General features: G+C 48.6%; 15 protein-coding genes. 6 read left to right on the forward strand and 9 right to left on the reverse strand.

Annotated features, from left to right (window positions below):
- Nucleotides 1–204: 204 nt before the first annotated feature.
- Nucleotides 205–2928, reverse strand: coding sequence for a helix-turn-helix and ligand-binding sensor domain-containing protein (locus DN748_RS13465; RefSeq protein ID WP_146746615.1), 2724 nt, complete (start codon nt 2926–2928; stop codon nt 205–207).
- A gap of 236 nt (nt 2929–3164) precedes the next feature.
- Between DN748_RS13465 and DN748_RS13470 the strand changes: the two genes are divergently transcribed.
- The 6 genes from DN748_RS13470 to DN748_RS13495 all read left to right on the forward strand — a co-directional run bounded on the left by DN748_RS13470 (nt 3165) and on the right by DN748_RS13495 (nt 11675).
- Nucleotides 3165–4028: a sigma-70 family RNA polymerase sigma factor gene (locus DN748_RS13470; protein ID WP_112372350.1), complete on the forward strand. Its 864-nt coding sequence runs from the start codon at nt 3165–3167 to the stop codon at nt 4026–4028.
- A 206-nt stretch (nt 4029–4234) separates the two neighbouring features.
- Nucleotides 4235–4897 (forward strand): ribulose-phosphate 3-epimerase, encoded by a 663-nt coding sequence (rpe, locus tag DN748_RS13475; protein ID WP_112372351.1) that lies wholly within the window; start codon nt 4235–4237, stop codon nt 4895–4897.
- 475 nt (nt 4898–5372) lie between these two features.
- Entirely contained in the window at nt 5373–7013 is a 1641-nt protein-coding gene (locus tag DN748_RS13480) for a sulfatase family protein (RefSeq protein ID WP_112372352.1), read from the forward strand.
- Nucleotides 7014–7135: 122 nt separating this feature from the next.
- Entirely contained in the window at nt 7136–8509 is a 1374-nt protein-coding gene (locus DN748_RS13485) for an exonuclease domain-containing protein (RefSeq protein WP_112372353.1), read from the forward strand.
- A gap of 126 nt (nt 8510–8635) precedes the next feature.
- Nucleotides 8636–9226 carry a DUF4202 domain-containing protein gene (locus DN748_RS13490; protein WP_112372354.1) on the forward strand — a complete coding sequence of 197 codons (591 nt, stop codon included), beginning with the start codon at nt 8636–8638 and terminating at the stop codon, nt 9224–9226.
- A gap of 130 nt (nt 9227–9356) precedes the next feature.
- Nucleotides 9357–11675, forward strand: coding sequence for a penicillin-binding protein 1A (locus DN748_RS13495; protein ID WP_112372355.1), 2319 nt, complete (start codon nt 9357–9359; stop codon nt 11673–11675).
- A 313-nt stretch (nt 11676–11988) separates the two neighbouring features.
- On the opposite strand, the gene DN748_RS13500 is transcribed toward DN748_RS13495, so the two are convergent.
- From DN748_RS13500 to DN748_RS13535, 8 genes are all read right to left on the reverse strand, one after another.
- Nucleotides 11989–12732: a Fic family protein gene (locus tag DN748_RS13500; protein WP_236636867.1), complete on the reverse strand. Its 744-nt coding sequence runs from the start codon at nt 12730–12732 to the stop codon at nt 11989–11991.
- Between the two features lie 242 nt (nt 12733–12974).
- Nucleotides 12975–14102 (reverse strand): N-acetyl-alpha-D-glucosaminyl L-malate synthase BshA, encoded by a 1128-nt coding sequence (gene bshA, locus DN748_RS13505; protein WP_112372356.1) that lies wholly within the window; start codon nt 14100–14102, stop codon nt 12975–12977.
- A gap of 36 nt (nt 14103–14138) precedes the next feature.
- Nucleotides 14139–17057 (reverse strand): glycoside hydrolase family 3 N-terminal domain-containing protein, encoded by a 2919-nt coding sequence (locus DN748_RS13510; RefSeq protein WP_112372357.1) that lies wholly within the window; start codon nt 17055–17057, stop codon nt 14139–14141.
- 41 nt (nt 17058–17098) lie between these two features.
- The gene (locus tag DN748_RS13515; RefSeq protein WP_112372358.1) at nt 17099–17584 is read right to left on the reverse strand and encodes an ABC transporter ATPase; all 486 of its coding nucleotides are present in this window, start codon (nt 17582–17584) and stop codon (nt 17099–17101) included.
- A gap of 21 nt (nt 17585–17605) precedes the next feature.
- Nucleotides 17606–18394 (reverse strand): (Fe-S)-binding protein, encoded by a 789-nt coding sequence (locus tag DN748_RS13520; RefSeq protein WP_112372359.1) that lies wholly within the window; start codon nt 18392–18394, stop codon nt 17606–17608.
- Nucleotides 18395–18444: 50 nt separating this feature from the next.
- Nucleotides 18445–18891, reverse strand: coding sequence for an LNS2 domain-containing protein (locus tag DN748_RS13525; protein ID WP_112372360.1), 447 nt, complete (start codon nt 18889–18891; stop codon nt 18445–18447).
- 154 nt (nt 18892–19045) lie between these two features.
- Complete coding sequence (locus DN748_RS13530; protein ID WP_112372361.1) at nt 19046–20356, reverse strand: 4Fe-4S dicluster domain-containing protein; 1311 nt, start codon at nt 20354–20356, stop codon at nt 19046–19048.
- A 44-nt stretch (nt 20357–20400) separates the two neighbouring features.
- Nucleotides 20401–21366 carry an MlaD family protein gene (locus tag DN748_RS13535; protein ID WP_112372362.1) on the reverse strand — a complete coding sequence of 322 codons (966 nt, stop codon included), beginning with the start codon at nt 21364–21366 and terminating at the stop codon, nt 20401–20403.
- Between the last annotated feature and the right edge of the window lie 57 nt (nt 21367–21423).

Below are 21423 nucleotides of genomic sequence, written 5' to 3' on the forward strand. Positions count from 1 at the left end.
AGATAAAATTAGGTACACGCCGGATTTTACGGCTTCGTAGTAATGATGTAATACACCTCACCCATGCTGATTAAAAAATAAAAAACTGAAAAACAACACATTAAAACAATACTCGAGAAACAGATTCCTAAAAATTTTAACATGTTGATGTAGTAATGATGAGTTTTTTATACCTAAAAAAGAGTATTATTTTTTAAACGATCACTAAATATTCAGCAAAAATTTCACCAAATCCTGATTTTTATCAAGACTTAGTTTCTTTCGCATCCGGTAGCGATGGATTTCCACACCCCGTGTAGTAATCCCCATCAGCGGGGCAATTTCCTTTGAAGTAAGGTTCATTTTCAGGTACCCGCAGAGCTTGATGTCTTTTGAGGTGAGTTTCGGAAACCTGTTTACCAGCCGCTTGAAAAAATCCTCGTGCAACTGGTTGAAGTTGGTCTCAAAAACCTGCCAGTCTTCCTGGTTGTGTATGGCCTCACCGGTCCGGGCTATAAGGCTTTTCACGCGGTATTCATTTACATTATCCCTGTTGATCCGCCGCAGTTCGTTCTGGATCTCCAGGAGCAGCTCGTTTTTCTTACTGATCATAAGGGTGGAATTCATCAGCTCCTTTCGTTTCATGCGTACCTCCTGTTCCAGGTTTTTCCGCTCCAGCATTTCCACTTTGGCCTGACTTTCCCTGTACATTCTCCTGACGAGCTTTCGCTGCTGTTCCCTGATCAGTTTCCTGTTCCACAGGTATATCGCATAAAGCAACAGCAGGAACATCAAGAGATAACACCCCCTCATCCATACCGAAAGGTACCAGGGCGGATGTATCTCAAAAACGTACTCCAGCACGGCCTCACTGCCGGGGCCCAGGGCCACCGGCCACACCCTGAGGGTATAATCGCCGTAGGTGAGATTCTGGAAGGTAAGGACCCCCTGCTGTGCAATTCCCCGCTGTGCCATCGGCCCCGAGAGCTCATAGCCGAAATCCTGCCCCGCATGGCGGGGGTAATAGACAAAAAAACGCAGGGAAGAGGCCTGTTTAAAGGGTATTCCTGCATTTCCGGTAAAATCGTATAAGGTATCGGCAGTCTCTACACGATCTACCCCCACGGTTTCCGCGTTATGCCTCTGGCGAAGTTCCCTGAAACGACTGAGGTTGAACCTGGCAAAACCGTCATTAAGCGTAAAATAGTACAGGGAATCGTCCTGTTTTATCATTTTTTCGAACTGCGGGGTCAGCCGTTGCCTCAGTTCCTGCTGTACAATAAGGGTATCACGCTTCATGTCGGTATACAGGACACCCCGGTGCCTGGTATCGGTAAACCAGTAATACGACCCGTCCTGAAAAAGCAGTTTTCTGTTCCTGTAATCCCTGAACGGCACGTAATTTTCTATGGTACCGCTATCGGGGTTGTAGGCATACCAGTTTCCTTCATTGTAAAATGTGATATCGTCGCCAATACGGAATATGCGGGTACCCGTGCCGTTCATGGAAGGATGTTCAAAATCTTCTACCGATAATGCCCTCCGGTATTCCTCATCCAGTCTTATCCTGAAAAACCCCTTATACGGATGGGATGCCCATACCGTATTCCGGTCTTCGAACTCGATGTGATCTACCGGAAAGGTAATCCCGTCAATACGTCTTTCCTCCCAGTGGCCTGCCTTGTATTCCAGCAGGGACAGGCCTATATAGCTACACCATATATAGGTGTGTTCCATATCCGGTATCTTCCTGATGGCATACCCGCCGGGAGCATTGGAGATCTTCTCGAAACGGTTTTCACTGATGTCGTATATCCCCGAATTATGGCCGCACAGCAGGCGTCCCTCCACCACTTCAAGGTCCCATACATGCCCCTGTGAGTTTTCCATAAAGACCATCTCTCCGTTCTGAAAATAATATACCCCCGTATTGCTCCCCAGGTAAATATTACCGTTGTAAAAAGCCAGGTCGTATACGGTACCCAGCTCTCCGCTGTCTTCCTTGAAAAAGACAAATTCGGACTGTATATCGATCATGTCTATCCCGTTGTCCAGCGCCAGCCAGAGATCGCCGTCTTCCATATACATTCCCAGTACGGTATTGTTTTGCAAACCGAGATGGCGGTTGACCGTACTGCTTTTATCCCGGGAAAAATCGTATAATATCACCCCGTTCTTAATGGTCCCGAAAGCGATACTGTTCTTACCGGTAACACACAGCTTGTTCAGTTCGTCCTCCTCCAGCCTGGCAGACAGGGGGTGCTGCCAGTAGTTCAGTGTTCCGTTTTCAGGACTATATATATAACACCCCTTCGATTTGGTCCCTATAATGATCCGGTGTCCCAGCACTGCCATATCGGCAACAGGATTGCCGATGGCCGACGTGCCCGGAACAGGTTCCATACCATCCTCCGTGCTATAGGAATACACTTCTCCCGTACCGGCCCCCATAAGAAGCCTGTCACCATAGGCCAGTATCTTGGTGATGATAACGTCAGGATCGAGTACCTCGATCTGCGAACCGTCAAAAAGATACACTGCAGTAAAGGAACGAAACACAATGTAGTTTCCCCACCGGATAATTTCCCAGAACTCCTCACTGTTGAGTTCATGCTCCGGGGGGATAAGCCCTGTAAGTGAAGTATAGCCATACTGGCCATAGGCATTTTTCTCCCAGTAGCCAAACTCTTCGTAAGATCCTGTATACACCCGTTTTCCATCGGCATGAACGGAACGGATGATCGTCCTTTCCGGCAATTCGTATTTTCTCCAGTGCTGCCCGTTATAGGTCAGCAACCCCTGGTGATTGGCCACAAAGACCAGGCCGTCATCGTCAATAGCTATGTCCCAGTTCTGGTTTGCAGCACGGTATTCATTTGCGGAAAAGTTGCTTACCGGGGCGACCAATGCCTGTGCGTTAACGGTTTTAACAAATATTTGTAAAAACATTAACACCAGTGCAAGCCGAAGAAATCTACAGTCCAAAATCATACATAAACAACTGATAACAAATATATTAAAAAGCAACCCACGTCCGTTAATTCTTTCATAAAACCACAAAAACACCTTTCGGAAGGGCCTCCCGGTAATGTTGGATTTTCTTTTTGTAACATTTAACGTCAATAATACGTATAACCAACTGCATAAGCAATTGTACACAACAAAAAATTCAAGGAGAAGATTAAATGAGACAGCTTAAGATTACGAAGCAGGTGACCAACAGGGAAACTGCTTCCCTGGATAAGTATCTTCAGGAAATAGGGAAAGTAGACCTGATTACGGCAGATGAAGAGGTAGAACTGGCACAGCGTATCAAAGCGGGAGACCAGCGGGCCCTGGAGAAACTGACCAAAGCCAACCTGCGTTTTGTGGTATCGGTGGCCAAGCAGTACCAGAACCAGGGGCTGACCCTGCCCGATCTTATCAACGAAGGCAACCTGGGACTTATAAAGGCTGCACAGCGTTTTGACGAAACACGGGGTTTTAAATTCATTTCATATGCCGTATGGTGGATACGACAGTCCATTCTGCAGGCGCTTGCCGAGCAGTCGCGGATTGTTCGTCTGCCTTTGAACAAGATCGGTTCCATCAACAAGATCAATAAGACTTACGCCTTCCTCGAGCAGGCACACGAGCGTGTACCTTCGGCAGAGGAGATCGCGAAGGAGCTGGACATGACCGTAAATGACGTAAAGGAATCCATGAAGAATTCCGGACGTCACGTATCTATGGATGCTCCACTGGTAGAGGGGGAAGATTCCAACCTGTACGATGTGCTCAGGAGCGGGGAATCACCGAATCCGGATAAGGAACTGTTGCACGAATCGCTCCGTACCGAGATCGAAAGGGCACTGGAAACCCTTACTCCCCGTGAAGCCGATGTGATCAGGCTGTATTTCGGGCTGGGAGATCAGCATCCCATGACGCTGGAAGAGATCGGCGAGACCTTCGACCTGACCCGTGAGCGCGTCAGACAGATCAAGGAGAAGGCCATCCGCAGGCTGAAGCACACCTCCCGCAGCAAAATATTAAAAACCTATCTGGGGTAAAAACCCCGGTACCCGTAGAGACGCAAAAATCGTAGAGACGCAAGATTTTGCGTCTCTACGGGCAAGGCAACAACAGTTTATCATAACTGTTCGTTTTTTGATTGATGGATGAACTCCGGCCATGTGCCGGAGTTTTTCTTTTACAGCAATCCGGAAGTCAAAGATTTACCTTATTTTTGCAGCGCGAAAAAGACAACACATCCGTTATGGCACAAAAACTCATAGCCCCCTCCGTTCTGGCAGCCGACTTTGCCAACCTGCAAAGGGATATCGAAATGGTAAACAAAAGCGGGGCCGACTGGTTTCACATCGACATTATGGACGGTGTTTTCGTCCCCAATATCTCTTTTGGCATGCCGGTGCTCGAGGCCATAAAAAAACATGCGGAAAAAACCATAGACGTACACCTGATGATCGTGGACCCGGACCGCTATATCCAGACCTTCGCCGCATTGGGAGCCGACAATCTCACCGTACACTACGAAGCCTGTACCCACCTTCACCGCACACTCCAGGCCATAAAAGCACAAGGCATGAAGGCAGGGGTCGCCCTGAACCCGCATACCAGCGTCCGGTTGCTGGAAGATGTTATCAACGATATAGACCTGGTATGTATCATGAGTGTAAACCCCGGTTTTGGCGGACAATCCTTTATAGAGCACACTTATAAAAAAGTGGCCGACCTCAGGGGGATCATCACCAGGAACAATGCGTCTACCCTGATCGAGATAGACGGCGGCGTAAGCACTGCCAATGCCGGAAAACTGGTAGATGCAGGAGCTGATGTCCTGGTAGCCGGAAGTTTTGTATTCAAAAGCAAAACCCCGGAAGAGACCATTCAGGAACTGAAATCAATAGCCAACGGCTAAATCCGTTCCCGGGTTTGCATACGGCGGGAAGCGGAAACACGGAAAACGAATAAATAATTTCGTCTTCTCCGCAAATATTTCTATATTTACTCCTGACCAATCACATCTTCCGGATCCTTTCCTTCCCCCGAAAGGAGACTTATCTGCTCACAGACCATTTACAACACAAGGATCATAAGTATCCACATACACCGTGCCTTTTACAGAAAAGGTAATTCCGGCCCGTTTTCCGCGGGCCGTTTTTGCCTGTCACAGGGCTATCACCCCCTGAACACCCCACATCAATACTACATCAACCTGTTAAAACAGGGAGTTACGAACCATTAAAAAAACAAAATAAACCCATAACAATCAACCACTTAAAACAAGTACCCGGGTTTCTTCCCTACCGCAATGGCAATATACAAGGCTATCCGGGAAAGCCGTTTTAATTTTACGGGGCTTTTTAAGAATCAATAACCAAAATTACACCACCATGAAAACCCATACCCTTTTATTGCTCTGCGCCGGAATATGCCTGATGCTGTTTTCCTGTGCACAAAAAGAACGCACAGCTACCCCCGTACCGGAAAGGCCGAACATCATATTTATCATGGCCGACGACCACGCCCAGCAGGCTATCAGCGCCTATGGCCACCCCATCGGCCGGATTGCCCCTACTCCCAACATAGACCGGATAGCCCGGAACGGGGCCATTTTCAGAAATAATTTCTGTACCAACTCCATCTGCGGGCCCAGCCGCGCTGTTATACTCACGGGAAAACACAGCCACAGGAACGGTTTCCGGAAAAACGGCGAAAGATTTGACGGCAGCCAGCCTACCCTGCCGAAATACCTGAAAAAGGAAGGATACCGCACCGCCATGATCGGGAAGTGGCACCTCCACGGCAGTCCTACCGGTTTTGACTACTGGGACATGCTCAACGACCAGGGAAATTATTACAACCCGGAGTTTATACAGGGCTCCGATACCACCGTAACTCCCGGTTATGCTACCGATCTCATTACCGACAAAACCCTGGCCTGGCTGGATAAAAACACAGACAGCACCCAGCCCTTCTTCGTGATGATGCACCACAAGGCCCCCCACCGGAACTGGATGCCTGCCCTGCGCCATGCCGCGATGTACGACTCTGTACAGTTTCCCCTTCCCGATAATTATTTTCCTTCCTATGAAGGACAGGACGCCGCAAAAGAACAGCTCATGACAATCTATGAAGACATGTACGAAGGTCATGACCTGAAAATGAGTATTGCCGAAGGAAGTACCACTCTTGCCAGCAATCCCTGGACCAATGATTTCGACCGGATGTCTCCCGGACAACGTCGCCAGTGGGACAGCATTTACCTTCCGAAAAACGATGCCATGCACCGGGAACACCTGACCGGTAAGGCCCTGGCGGAATGGAAAGGACAACGATACCTGCAGGATTACATGGCCACCATAGCCTCGGTAGACGAAAGTGTAGGGCGGATCCTGGACTATCTCAAGGAAAAAGGCATGGATAAAAACACCATAGTCATATATACTTCAGACCAGGGCTTCTACCTGGGCGAACACGGATGGTTCGACAAGCGGTTTATGTATGAAGAATCACTGCGTATGCCCTTGCTGGTACAATACCCGGGACACATCAGGAAAAATACCGAAATAAAGGCACTGACACAGAACCTCGATTTTGCACCCACGCTCCTGGAGTACGCCGGGATCCCGGTCCCGGAGGATTTCCAGGGAAAATCCATGCGCGCCCTGCTGGAAGGTGAAGCCGACCAGGAAAACTTCCGTAATGCCGTTTACTATCATTACTACGGCTATCCCGATTTTCATATGGTCAAAAAACATTACGGGGTAAGGACAGACCGGTACAAGCTGATGCATTTTTACGATGATATCGACCGCTGGGAGATGTACGACCTGGAGAAAGACCCGGGAGAAAACCACAATATCAACGATTCCGCGGCCTACCGGGAAATCCGCGAAAAACTGCTGCATACCCTGGACTCCCTGCAGCAGGTCTATGGCATTACGGAAGAGGAATTCCAGAAGGCCACCCCGGAAGAGATCGAGAAAGCCTATGAGTTTTTCGAAGGTATCCGCGGAGAACCGGTACTGTGATCATACAGCACGGGGACATCCCGGTTTCACCGCGGCTAAATACAGGGTTAAAAGATTATTTTGCCTTCTATCGGGAAAAATTTCTATGAGTTCAATATCTTTATCAGGAGAAAAGATATCTTGTGTACGCTATTGTCGATGTGGAAACTACGGGACTGGGAGGTGATCATAACAGGATCACGGAGATTGCTATTGCCATACACGACGGCAAAAGGGTCGTTGAAGAATTCCACAGTCTTGTCAATCCCGGAATTCCCATATCGCCGTATGTTACGGGGCTTACCGGCATTGACAATGATATGGTGATGAACTCCCCTGCCTTTGCCGATCTTGCGGACACTATTGAACAATATACCAAAGACAGGATATTTATAGCCCATAATGCCGGATTCGATTACCATATCATCCGGAAGGAGTTCCAAAGGGCCGGGATGGAATTCAGGAGAAAGAAGTTGTGCACCGTAAAGCTCTCCAGGCATATTTTCCCCGGCCTGCGTTCATACAGCCTCGGGAAGCTGTGCAGTCATCTGGGCATTGCCATACGGGACAGGCACCGTGCGAAGGGAGATACCGATGCCACTGTCATTCTTTTTGAAAAACTGCTGCAGCACGACCACGAGGATATCATCAGCAAGCAACTCCATCCCCGTTCCGGTGAAAGCGCACTTCCCTCACTACTTCCCAGGGAAGTTTTCGACCGCCTCCCGGAAACACCCGGGATATACTATTTCATGGATCAGAAAGACCATATCATTTATGTGGGAAAGGCGATAAATATCAAAAAAAGGGTGCTGGGGCACTTCTATGACAAAAAGGCAAAAGAGATCGCCATGTCATCTGAAACCGCCCGCATCGATTTTGAAGAAACAGGAAGCGAATTACTGGCCCTTATCAGGGAAGCTGCCGAGATCAAAAAGCACTACCCCAGGTACAACACAGCACAAAAGAGGAGCCCGAAGGCCTTCGGGATCATCAGTTATACCGACAGGTCGGGGATCATCCACCTGGGGTACAGCCCCCTGAAACAGGTGAGGCAGCCCCTGAAAGTGTTCTACTCCGTCACCGGGTGTATTGCCTTTCTCGAGGCCCTCTGTGAAAAATTCGACCTCTGCCCCAGGTTCACCCAGCTACAGTCGAACAGCCAGACCTGTTCCCACTACAGGATCAGGAACTGTCCGGGGATATGCCGGGGGGAGGAAGCTCCGGAGGCCTATAATAAACGGGTCCTGCAATCTGTCCGGGCCATACGCGATTCCGGAAAAAACTTCATGATCGTCGAAAAGGGCAGGACCAGCGATGAAAAAGCCCTGATAGAGATACGGGACGATCATTATTCCGGACATGGTTTTATCCCCGCAGACCAGAGCGTCCTTCATTACGGAGAACTACAGCACTTTATAACGGCCCGGCAACATTATCCCGACATTCAACAGATCATCGGCACTTACCTGGACCGGGGAAAAAACAGGAATATCATTCCGGAAAAGAAAGTGTAGACACTTCCGGCATTCCTTTCGGGTAATACCACCAACCGGCCATGCGTTAATTTTCCGGGCAATCACAAGCCGTTTTACGATATAAATTGTTTTACTTTGTAGTATCATCCTCCAAAACCACAACCCATGGAGCACGTATCAAAATTTGAAATGGCCATTGCGCGAATCGACGCCGAAAATGCAAAAGACCCCCATACGGAAATTGTGGGAGGGGTTTCTTTTCCCGGAGAGGTGCTCTACTCCCGGCGTATGACCGAAAAATTGCTGGACTTTTACCCCGATGCTTCCCCGGAGTTACAGGTCGCGGCCCGTGCCCAGCATATCTGCCGGTGGACCATACCGCGCAACACATACCCCCCAGACAGGACCGGTTACCTGAAATGGAGAGAAGCCCTCAAAAGATTTCACGCCGAAAAAACCGGAAAAATACTGGAAGACACCGGTTATGACGATGATTTTATCGAACGTGTTTCATCACTTATCCGGAAAAAGCAGCTAAAAAAATCATACGAAAGCCAGGTGCTGGAAGATGTGGTATGCCTGGTATTCCTGCAGTACTACCTCGAGGACTTTGCAGCAAAACACCTGGAGGAAAAACTCATTGACATTATCCGGAAAACATGGAACAAGATGTCCGAACCCGGTCAGGAAGCCGCCCTGAAATTAAAACTTCCCCCAGCAGTACAGAAACTGATCGGGAAAGCCCTGCAAGTATAGGCACCCATCCCCTCATTACCACATTATCACATTACCACATTATCACATTGGCACATTATCTCATTGGCACATTAACAAAAAATCTCCCGGAAACATACTAATGTCTCGCATTTTGCGTATATATTAGCATATGGCGATAAAACAACGTAAATGGTTCAAATGGTTTTTGTGGGGAGCTGCAGGGGTGATACTGATGTTCCTGCTGTTCTTCCTGAGTATCTACTTCGGGTTATGGGGGCATATGCCTTCCGAAAAGGAACTGAAGGAGATCGTTCAGAACGAGGCTTCGGAAGTCTACGGCACCGATGACCGGCTTATCGGCAAATACTATCTTTTTGACCGGCAATCCATTCCCTACGAAGAGATCCCCGAACATCTGATCCACGCCCTGGTCGCTACCGAGGATTTCCGCTTCTACGATCATGAAGGTATCGATTACAAAAGTTTTTTCAGGGTCTTTTTTAAAAGCATTCTTCTCAGGGACGAATCGTCAGGCGGGGGGAGTACCATAACCCAGCAGCTGGCCAAGAACCTGTACCAGCGCAGGAAATACGGACGGATGGGAATTGCAGTCAACAAACTGCGGGAGATGATCATCGCCAAACGTATAGAGCATGCGTATTCCAAAAAGGAGATCCTCACCCTGTACCTGAATACCGTACCTTTCAGTGATAACACCTACGGCGTGGAAAGTGCCTCATACAAGTTTTTCGGAAAAAAGGCCCGTAAACTCACCCTGGAAGAAGCTGCAGTACTCGTAGGCATGCTCAAGGCCAATTATTATTACAATCCCAGGCTTTTCCCGGAAAGGAGTACCACCCGCCGGAATACGGTGATGCACCAGATGGTGAGGTATGAATACCTGGACCAGGGTACTTTTGACAGTCTCCGGCTATTGCCCGTCGAATTGTATTATACCCCTTACGCCCACGATAAGGGCATTGCCCCCTATTTCAGGGAGCAGGTAAAAAAGGAGGTCGAAGCCTGGTGTGCCGCCCATCCCGACAGCACGGGAAAAACATACGACCTGTACCGCGACGGGCTCCGTATATACACTACCCTGGATGCAGAAATGCAGGCCCTGGCCGAAGAAGCCATGGCAGAGCACCTCTCCGGACTGCAGGAACAGTTTGAAAAAAGCTACGGACAACGGGCTCCCTGGATCACCAATAAAAAAATGGCAGAAGATGCGTTGCTTAAATCCGCACCCTATCGTGCCCTCAAAGAAAGGGGCTGGAGCGACACGAAAATCATGGACTCCCTCAGCAAACCCCGGCGGATGGAGCTGTTCGACTGGAAAGAAAACCACATCGTAGAGGGTACTACCCTGGACAGTATCCGGCATTATCTCAAGTTTCTCAATGCGGGGGTCATCAGTATCGACCCGCATACCGGGGCCATACGTACCTGGATAGGCGGGATCAATTACCGGTATTTCAAGTACGACCATGTCAGGCAAAGTAAAAGGCAGGTAGGCTCTACCTTCAAACCCATAGTGTACACTACAGCCCTGGAAGAAGGGCTTGCTCCCTGTTCCTATTTTTCCCCGAAAAAGGTCGTCTACGAAGAATACGACGGATGGAGCCCTTCCAACGCCTCCGGAGAGGAAGAAGAGAACGAGTTTATCAATTATTCCCTCAAATACGCCCTGAGTCGTTCGGTAAACACTGTGGCTGTTAAGGTACTGGACTATGCGGGGATCTCCAATACCATAGCCATGGCCAAAAATATGGGCATAGAAGCGCCTCTCCCGCAGGTTCCGTCACTGGCCCTGGGGACCGCAGGGATCAGCGTGGAGGAAATGGCCGGGGCATACGCAGCCTATGTGAATAAGAGCACTCCCGTAAAACCTTTTTTTCTGACCCGGATCGAGGACAGGCAGGGGAATATCCTCGCCGAATTCGAACCGGAAGAACGTACAAAACCGGCCTTTTCGTCCCACACCCGGCAGGTCATGCTCGAAATGATGAAGGCTACCGTCAACGAAGGTACGGCCTCCCGCCTGAGGACGGTTTACGGGCTGAAAAATGCGATGGCGGGAAAAACCGGTACTACCCAATCCAATAAAGATGGCTGGTTCGTAGGGCTCACTCCCCGACTGGTCACCGTAACCTGGGTTGGGGCAGACGATCACAGGATAGGTTTCCGGAGTACGCGTATGGGGCAGGGGGCCAATTCCGCCCTTCCCGTTTTTGCCGGGTTCCTGCAACGAATGAACCGGGACACCACCTTCAACCGGTATACCAATGCCCGGTTCGAAACCATTCCTTCAGCGGTACTGGGAGAACTCGACTGCGACCCCAAACGGGAAGATACATTCATCGAAAAACTCTTCGGAAAAAAAGACAGGAAAAAAGGTGCCGAACAGGAAGACCGGAAAGACCGGAAAAAGAAAAAGAAAAAAGAAGGCTTCTTTAAAAGACTGTTCGGAAAGAAAAAGGACCGGTAACCGGGCACAGGTCATACGGGGCTCCCGAACGCAGTACTTTGCAAATTCCCGGAGAAAGTTCCCAAAATGTATCGCTGAAAAAGCAATCGACCTGTTGAACTCGTCTTGGGTTGTTTCATTTAGGCTAATCTGCCCTTGCGCCAGCTGGCTCGTTCGCTAAAACAGCCCACTGGGCTGTTTCGTAACGCTCCGCCCTGTGCCCAGATGAAGGCTTTTTGGAGCCACATAGCCATAGCTATGGGGAGAGAAAAAGACAAAATATGGGTGCAAAAGAGGGTTTTGCAGCAAATTATAATAACTCAAGACGAGTTCGTTAAAAGTCTATTTCAAAATACCGGAGTACAGCCTTATAATTGTCCTGGGCCGTGAGGCAGGTATCCAACAGATATTCTTTTGTATAGGGCCATTCCTGCAAGCCCCTGTAATAAAAAAACTTCAGGCCTTCATCTATAATAAAAGGCACTATATTGTTTGCAAGACATTCTTTAAACATAATTAATCGGCCAACCCGCCCATTTCCGTCCTGAAACGGATGAATAATCTCAAACTGAAAGTGAAAGTCGATAATATTTTCAAGGGTTTTCTTTTCTATACTGTCATATTCAGAAAGTAATTCTTTCATTTTTGAAGCAACCTCTTTGGGAGGACAGGTTTCATTCCCTCCCACTTCATTAGGGAGTTTTTTATACTGCCCTACATTAAACCAGTCCTTTCGACAATCGGAAGTACCTGATTTCAATAAAAAATGTAATTCTTTTATCAAGGACTCCGTCAGCTTGTATTTTGCCTTGTCAATAATCAGATCTATACAACGAAAGTGGTTCGTTGTTTCTATAATGTCGTCTACGTTGATACTGTCTCCGGATGCGCCAATAGTATTGGTCTCAAAAATATACCGGGTTTGATCATGGGTCAGTTTACTGCCTTCAATACGATTCGAATTGTAGGTCATATCGATCTGTGTCCGGTGATAGATACCACCTTTGAGCTCCATGTCCTTTTGCTCTTTAAGATGGTTCAGTATGGCATTATTACTGAATTTTTTTTTACGTTCCATTTCCGGTAGTACGGCATCTTCCGGAATATTCCAGGTTTTACCTGTTAAAAAAGCCCCTTGAATTCTTCCCGTAGCACAATAATAACGAACTGTCCTTTCAGGAATACTCCGTTTTTTTGAAAATTCACGTACTGAAATATACTTCATGATCATCCTAACCTTTGCCGGTACCAGCAAATATACACGAAAAAACTTTGATCTCGACCATTTTTGCCGGTATCGGCAAAAATGGAAATATTTGATTACCTGCTCTCAAAAGCCTTGCGATAGATCTCTTCATATAAGGGCACGATCTGCGCTATATCAAACTTCATCGCCTCTGTCCTGGCACCGGATTTAAACTGTTCCAGCATCGCCTCATCCTCCAGGAGTTTCAGGGCGTTCTTCGCCATGTCCTGCACATCGCCCACATCGCTCAGAAAACCGGTAACCCCATGCCGGTTCACCTCCGGGATACCTCCCGTATTACTGGATATTACCGGTACCCCGTGAGCCATAGCTTCCAGGGCTACCAGGCCGAAGCTCTCGGTTTCGGACGGAAGCAGGAAAAGATCGGAAAAACACAGGATGCGGTCTATTTCATTACTGTTGCCGAGATAGAGTACCTTATCGGGTATTCCAAGTGTTTCACACAGCGCTTCGGCCCCTTCCTTTTCCGGCCCTTCCCCTATCATCAAAAGACGGGAAGGCACGCTTTTCTGAACCTCGTAAAACACTTTTATGACATCGTCTATACGCTTTACCTTCCTGAAATTACTGATGTGCGTAATGATCTTTTCATCCTCCCCGGCCATCATGCTCCTGCGACAGTCGGTAAACTTCTTCCCGCACCTGGCCACATCGATAAAATTGGGGACCACATGAATATCCCCTTTAACATCAAAAAGACGCAGGGTATCTTCTTTCAGGCTCCTTGATACGGAAGTTACCACATCCGACTTGTTAATACTGAAGGTCACTGCCGGCCGGTAAAAGGGATGGCTTCCCACCAGGGTAATATCGGTACCGTGAAGTGTGGTAACCATAGGAATGGAAATTCCTTCTTCGGCCAGCATCTGTTTGGCCATGTACCCGGCGTAGGCATGGGGTATGGCATAATGTACATGAAGCAGCTCGATACCGTGCAGCTTCACCATATCTACCAGCTTACTGGACAGGGCGAGTTCATACGGCTGATAGTGAAAAAGCGGGTATTTGGGTACGTGAACCTCGTGAAAATGGATATTGCTTCCCAGCAATGCCAGTCTCACGGGCTGGCGATAGGTGATAAAGTGTACCTCATGCCCCCTGGCTGCCAGTGCAATACCGAGTTCGGTGGCCACTACCCCACTACCTCCGAAGGTAGGGTAACATACTATCGCTATTTTCATGTGTATCGTGTTTAATGATCCGGATCACTACATCCGTTATGGTTGTTTAATTGCATCATAGATAACACGCAGGATCTCGGTACGTGTTCCCTCTGTTATCAGTTTGCGATTACTGGCGGTAGGATAAGTACGGTTGGATAAAAAGACATATATCAACTCATTATCCGGGTCTGCCCAGGTATAGGTGCCCGTAAAACCGGAATGACAGAAACTGCTTTCGGGTACACGTTCATAAAGATCATCCCCCAGGCTTTCGGGCCGCGGTTTGTCAAAGCCGAGACCGCGGTTTACCCCTTTGTCACGGTAATAACTGGTGTTGTATTTATCTACGGTACCCTCCTTAAAATATAACATATCCCCGTATTTTCCCTTTTGCAGGTACATCTGCATGATCTTGGCCACATCCTGGGCATTGGCAAACAAACCGGCATGGCCGCATACCCCGCCGTTCATCGCTGCCGCCATATCGTGAACATACCCCTGAATAACGCAGTGCCTGAAGTAATCATCTGCTTCAGACGGGACGATATTTTCCTTCGGAACACCGTGGTCAAGCGGATTAAACACAGTCCTGTCTGCCCCGAGGGAAGCATAAAACCACTTTTTATCCAGGGAATCGAGGGTAGCGGCATTGGATTTTTCAATAAACCGCTGTAAGATCATATATCCCAGGTCGCTATAGCGGTATTCTTTCTTATCCAGTAAATCACTGTCTGTTATGGCAGCAAATACGGAATCCCTGTAGTCTTCCCTCATGTAAAGATCGTCGGTAACCTTTACATTAAAGCGATCTTCGGGTTTATGCCTGTAATATTTTTCCAGCGGCTTCCCGGTCTTTTTATCCACGGTATACCGGTAAAACGGCACCCAGGGCTTCAACCGGGCATAATGAGACAGTACCTCGCGTATGACCAGTTTCTCCTTATTGGTCCCTTTCAGCCCGGGAAGAACACTGCCGAGTGTAGCATCCAGTGCCATCTTACCTTCGTCGTCCATTTTCATAAGTACCGGAAGTGTTGCCAGTATTTTCGTCAGCGATGCCAGGTCGTAGACATCCGTGCTTCTCACCGGGCGGTTACCGGTATAACTATGCCTTCCGAAATTCTTGTTGTAAACCACCTTTCCCTTCCGGGCTACCAGCACCTGTGCCCCCGGCATGGCCAGGGTCTTTACGGACTCTTCCACAATGGAATCTATTTTTTCCAGCACCTGCGAATCCATCCCCACACTCTCGGGAATGCCGTATTGCAGGCGATTGAGAAAAGGGGTCTGTATTCCCGTATTGACCAGCAGTTCCTTGTTTGCGGTTACCGGCAATCTGCCCCTGCCTCCGAGGCCGCCGAAAATGACCTCTGCTGCTTTCCGCTGGGCCACGGGGCCGTTCTGATAAGCGACAACAATACTTTCGATCCCTTCCAGCGTGCTCAGCTTCAGGAGGCTGTACGGTTTCACAAAGGAAGTCAGTATGATTTTCTTCGACCTGGCGATCTCATAGAGCCAGGTCAGTTCCTTCACCGTAAAATCATGCCCTTTCCAGGGAGAAGCATCGGAGCGGTGGTGCCCGATAATAACGGTGTTATAAGGTTCCAGTTTTTTAAGAAGAGCTTCTATGGTCTGCGCCTTCACCTCGTCCACCCTGGCATAGTGATTAAGGGATCTCAAAAAGACATCCCCCTTATCGTCCCCGAAATGCACATAGGCTATTTCCTTCCGGTCCAGGGAGCGCAGAGGCACCAGGCTATCCGTATTTCTGGCTACCGTAATGGCATTGGCATAGAGCTCTTCTTCGAGCAACCGGTCTCTCAGCGTATTCAGATCGCGATAAAGATTTGTCGTATCTATAGGCTGGTACCGTTGTAACCCTGCCTTGAACTTGGCTTTAAGGATCTTCTTCACCGAATACTCCAGGCGTTCTTCGGTTATATCCCCCTTCTGATAGGCTTCGGTAAGTTTAGCCGTTGCCCTGGGCACATCGAGCGACATCACCAGCATATCATTTCCGGCCTTAAAGGCTGCGAGATCAATATCCCCGGGGGAAGTAAAATCTGCCACCCCTTTCATATTCAGGGCATCGGTAAAGACCAGCCCCTTGAACCCCATCTCTTCTTTGAGGAGTTTGGTAATGATATCATGTGATAATGAAGACGGGTAACCCTGCCTGGATTCCAGGGCAGGCACGCTGAGATGTGCTACCATGACACTCTCCAGGTTTTCGGAAATAAGCCTGTTGTAGGGAAAGAGTTCCGTATTTTCGATACGGCTGCGCCCGAAAGTGATTACGGGCAAGGTTTTATGCGAATCGGTATGGGTATCCCCATGACCCGGAAAATGCTTTCCGCAGGCCAGAACTCCTGCATTCCGCATGCCCCTGGCAAAAGCGGCTCCTTTTTCCGCCACATTGTACTTGTCCTCCCCGAAGGAACGGTTGCCTATTATGGGGTTTTCGGGATTGGTATTGATATCGATATCGGGAGCAAAGTTGATATGCACCCCCAGCCTTCTTGCATGTCTTCCCACCTGGTACCCCACCTGTTCTATCAGCCTGTTATTGCGTATGGCACCCAGGGTCATGTTCCACGGATAGGCAAAAGTGGAGTCCAGCCGCATGGCCAGGCCCCATTCCGCATCCATGCCTACCATGAGCGGTATTCCGGACATGGACTGTAGCTTATTGGTAAAAACAGCCTGTTCTTTCGGATGCCCTTTAAAGAAAATAACACCCCCTACATGATAGTCCCGGATGAGTTGTTCTGCCTTTTTAATATGTTTTTCTCCCTGTTCCGGAAAAACATCTATCATAAAAAGCTGCCCGATCTTCTCTTTGAGCGTCATTTTTCCATAGATGCTATCCACCCACTTTTGCTGAAGATACTCGTTCCCGACAGCCAGCGGATCGGAATCCTGTGCCGGGCACCACAGGGGAAACAACATCAGCAATACCAAAATTCTCTTCATAAACTACCTTCTCTTTTTAGAACAACGGGAATAAGATACAGTTATTTCACGAATCGCGCATGCCAGCTTTCTTCGGCAGGCACTTCCCAGTGTTCCTCGTAGTCCTGTTTGGTGGCCACCAGGTTGTTGAAAACGATGGTCTTTCCGGAAACTGCCCTGTCCTTTGCCATTTTCTTAAATTCGAGAAGGGGTTTATAGGCTATATACTCTCCCTGTTTGTACGATACATTCATCTTGTCGAGCAGGTCTACTTCAAAATCCTTTTCCAGCTGTTGTATAAAATGTACGGAAGCATCGATAGAGCAGCCCGAAGCAGCATTGACACCCTGGTTAAGCCCTATGACGATAAAACGCTTGTACCGTATTTCATACCCTGCCTGCAACGTCTCACCATGCACGGTCCATTCCTTTAAAAAAGCCTCCGTCCTGGCCCCGATTTCTTTCAGCTCATCCTCTGAAAAGCTCCTGTTTGCCTGGTATATCCATATCCTGGAAGATTCCGGAAGTTCACTAAACGGTATATACATTGTAAAATCTTTTTTAATAAGTTAAATCTCATCCGCATTGGCGATAAGCTCTGCCACGTCCATCACCGCTATATCGGCTTCTTTTTCCTTGCTCTTCACCCCGTCGGTCATCATGGTATTGCAGAAAGGACACCCGGCGGCAATGATATCCGGCTGAGTTTCCAGGGCCTGTTCGGTCCGCTCCACATTGACATCCTTGTTTCCCTTTTCCGGTTCCTTGAACATCTGTGCTCCTCCGGCGCCGCAGCACAGTCCGGCTTTCCTGCATTTTCGCATCTCCACGAGTTCCACATCCAGTCTGCGTATCAGGTCGCGCGGAGCTTCATAGACCCCGTTGGCCCTTCCCAGATAGCACGGATCGTGATAGGTAATGCGCTTTCCCTTGAATTTTCCGCCTTCTATTCCCAGTTTGCCTTCTTCCAGCAGGGATTTCAGGAACTGGGTATGGTGCATGACCTTGTAGTTCCCTCCGAGTGAAGGGTATTCGTTCTTAAGTGTATTAAAACAGTGCGGACAGGCCGTAACGATCTTGCTCACCTCATAACCGTTGAGCACCTCTATATTGGTCATGGCCTGCATCTGGAAAAGAAACTCGTTCCCCGCCCTTCTGGCCGGATCGCCGGTACAGCTCTCTTCCGTGCCGAGTACGGCAAACTCCACCCCGGCCCTGTTGAGCAACTTTACAAAAGCCTTGGTGATCTTTTTGGCACGGTCGTCAAAACTTCCTGCACACCCCACCCAAAACAACACTTCCGGCTGCTTGCCTTCTGCCATCATTTCGGCCATGGTAGGCACTTTCAATTCACCCATAGTTTCATCAAATTTTGGAATTACGCAGTACAGGCCGTCAAAACCCGGTACTAATCGTGTTTTCCGTCGTCAAACACTTCGATGGTCACCTCTTTCTCGATGAGGTCGGTAAATTTACCGTTATAACGGGTAGCCCTTACCAGGTGATTGTCTATCCAGTGATAATTTCCTCCGCGCGGTTTTCCCATCAGGAGACCGTGGTATTTAAACCCATGCCTGTCGAGCCACTCTTCGGTCACCTCCCTGTGGTCTTCCGTGCGGGAAGTAAAGAAAGTGATCACATGACCTTCTTCATACCATTTGTTCAGGGTGTCCAATGCATCCGGGAACGGCTCACAGGTAGCCATGCGTTCCGGCTCTTCATTAGGAACATCCTCGGTGACGGTACCGTCGATGTCGATCAGATAATTCTTGATCCCCCCCGGCAATACCGGGCTTACATGTTCTCCTCCTTCTACCTTGTCATGTAACAGTCTTTCTACGTCTTCCTTTTTCATTTAGTTTATTAGTTTGTAGTTCTTAGTTGTTAGTTGCAGGTTTAAGTGCTTCCGACTTCCTGCCATTTCGCATTTGCAAACTAACGATAATTTCTGTGTCTCTACCCCTTCGGGAATTGATTTTCGGATTGGTTATACGTCTGTTCTTTGTCTGTTATTCATTTTTCCAGTTGAGCCTGTCCATCTGGTTATAGGGCCAGGGCGCACCGTTGTTTTCTATATTGGTCATCATATTGTTCAGTTCTGCCGGGGCTGCCGACTGTTCCATGACCAGGTACCGTCTCATATCCAGTATGATCGACAGCGGATTGATACTCACCGGGCAGGCTTCCACACAGGCATTACACGAGGTACATGCCCAAAGCTCTTCCCTGGTGATATAATCGTCCAGCAAGGACTTGTTATCTGCTACAAAAGTACCATTATTATCTATATTTTTACCTACTTCCTCAAGCCGGTCCCTGGTATCCATCATAATTTTTCTCGGGGACAGCTTTTTTCCGGTCTGATTGGCCGGGCATTCGCTGGTACAGCGTCCGCACTCGGTGCAGGTATAGGCACTGAGCAACTGCACCCAGTTGAGATCGGACACATCGGAGGCCCCGAATTTTTCCGGCATTTCTCCCTGTTCTCCTTCGGCGCCGGCGGGGGCAGCAAAAGGGTCGGCATTGGGGTCCATCATGAGTTTTACCTCTTTGGTAACCGCTTCCAGGTTGTCCATCTGTCCTTTCGGTGCAAGACCGGCAAAATAGGTATTCGGAAATGCGAGAATGATATGAAGGTGTTTGGAATAATACAGGTAATTGAGAAAGACCAGGATGCCCACAATGTGCAACCACCAAGCCGTACGTTCTATAAGGTGCAATGTCGCCTCCGGCAATCCGCCGAACCAGGGTGCGATGATTCCGCTTATAACATTTCCTCGCCCCATCTGCTGAAAGGGTACATCGGTAGCGTTCATGACCAGGAACAACACCATAAGCACCATTTCGAAATACAGGATCAGGTTCCCGTCATTCTTCGGCCAGCCCTTCATTTCCGGTTTCCGGAAACGCTGCAGGCGAATAATGTTTCTCCGTATCCAGAATACGATGACAGACACCAATACCAGAAAGGCGAGTATTTCGAAGGTCCCGATCAGTACTGTGTAAAAACCGCCGAGGGAGGAAAATACACGATGTGTCCCCAGAAGTCCGTCGATAATGATTTCCAGCACCTCCAGGTTGATAACAATAAACCCCAGGTAGACCATGATATGCAGTATTCCCGCCACCGGCCGCACCACCATTTTCTGCTGCCCCAATGCGATACGGGCCATATTGGCCAGGCGCTCCCGCCTGTGGTCTGACCTGTCTACTGGCTTTCCCGTCCGGATATTACGAACAAGCTTCCTTACGTTGCGCACAAAAAAGCCTATGCCCAGCACAAGCACTATCGCAAAAACTATATTGGGAATAAAAGCCATAATATCGGTTTAATTAAACTCGTTTACAGACCATATAAGCTGTCTTAAGGCTGTTCCTGATCTTCTTCCTGATTTTCAGCCGGATCATATGGCTTCGGGCGCTTTCCGAAAAGGGAAAAATGCACATACCTTTTGGGATTGAGCTTCATATCCTGAAGTAACTGCTCCAGCTGCAGGGAAGCCCCCGAAAGGTTGTCGTACAGTGCTTCGTCTTTCAGCAGTTTTCCGACAGATCCTTCACCGCGATCTATTTTGGCCATAACATTTTTAAAACCGCTTACGGTTTGCTGAAGCTCCTCCATGGTCTGTGCCAGGTCGGCTTCGGCCAGCGTTCCGCTAACCTCTTTCAGGTTACCGGTAAGCCCTTCTATATTATCTATGGAATTTCCCAGTTTCTGCCTGTTGTCCCTTAATAATGCATTCAGGGTTACGGAACTGCTTTTAAAATTATCGGTAATCTCCTTCAGGTTTCCGATACTCGCTCTCAGGTTCTGCCGGGTATCATCATTAAGCACGGTATTTACGGCGGCCAGCAGCGAGTCTGCACTTTCCAGCATGCTTCCCAGCTGCGCCTGCAGGGGAGTAAGCTTCTGGGTGACCAGCTCCGTGATACCCGGGCGGATAGACGACGGTAATGTATCTCCCGATACCGATACGGGGCTGCCGTCAAAAACAGGAACGATCTGCAATCCCTTTCCCCCTATAATCCCGGTATCGTAGAGCACTGCCTTACTGCTCCGGGTAAACTCAAAATCGTTTTCCACGGAAAAGGTAACGATCAGTTTTCCCCGCTCGTCCAGAAACCTTATATCCATGACCTTCCCCACCGGAAAGCCATTGATACTGACCGACGTGCCCGCAGCCAGCCCTCCTACATTATCATATACGGCATAGTAGGTGCGGTAGGACTTGAATATGGGATTGGACTTCAGGAAACTGAATCCCATTATAAACAGGAGTATACCCCCCAATACTATAATGGCCGTCTTAATTTCTTTTGATAGCTTCAAATGTTCTCACTTTTGGTATTGAGAACAAATTTAGGAATAATTTTGGTTATTAGGTTA

This window comes from Sinomicrobium soli, from assembly GCF_003285545.1.
Lineage (GTDB): Bacteria > Bacteroidota > Bacteroidia > Flavobacteriales > Flavobacteriaceae > Sinomicrobium.

Bases quoted from the DNA above. Each gene is read 5' to 3' on its own strand.
- rpe (WP_112372351.1), top strand. From the start codon at position 4,235: ATGGCACAAAAACTCATAGCCCCCTCCGTTCTGGCAGCCGACTTTGCC.
- DN748_RS13520 (WP_112372359.1), bottom strand. From the start codon at position 18,394: ATGGGTGAATTGAAAGTGCCTACCATGGCCGAAATGATGGCAGAAGGC.
- DN748_RS13470 (WP_112372350.1), top strand. From the start codon at position 3,165: ATGAGACAGCTTAAGATTACGAAGCAGGTGACCAACAGGGAAACTGCT.
- DN748_RS13490 (WP_112372354.1), top strand. From the start codon at position 8,636: ATGGAGCACGTATCAAAATTTGAAATGGCCATTGCGCGAATCGACGCC.
- DN748_RS13530 (WP_112372361.1), bottom strand. From the start codon at position 20,356: ATGGCTTTTATTCCCAATATAGTTTTTGCGATAGTGCTTGTGCTGGGC.
- bshA (WP_112372356.1), bottom strand. From the start codon at position 14,102: ATGAAAATAGCGATAGTATGTTACCCTACCTTCGGAGGTAGTGGGGTA.
- DN748_RS13515 (WP_112372358.1), bottom strand. From the start codon at position 17,584: ATGTATATACCGTTTAGTGAACTTCCGGAATCTTCCAGGATATGGATA.
- DN748_RS13510 (WP_112372357.1), bottom strand. From the start codon at position 17,057: ATGAAGAGAATTTTGGTATTGCTGATGTTGTTTCCCCTGTGGTGCCCG.
- DN748_RS13495 (WP_112372355.1), top strand. From the start codon at position 9,357: ATGGCGATAAAACAACGTAAATGGTTCAAATGGTTTTTGTGGGGAGCT.
- DN748_RS13525 (WP_112372360.1), bottom strand. From the start codon at position 18,891: ATGAAAAAGGAAGACGTAGAAAGACTGTTACATGACAAGGTAGAAGGA.
- DN748_RS13500 (WP_236636867.1), bottom strand. From the start codon at position 12,732: ATGGAACGTAAAAAAAAATTCAGTAATAATGCCATACTGAACCATCTT.
- DN748_RS13465 (WP_146746615.1), bottom strand. From the start codon at position 2,928: ATGTTTTTACAAATATTTGTTAAAACCGTTAACGCACAGGCATTGGTC.
- DN748_RS13480 (WP_112372352.1), top strand. From the start codon at position 5,373: ATGAAAACCCATACCCTTTTATTGCTCTGCGCCGGAATATGCCTGATG.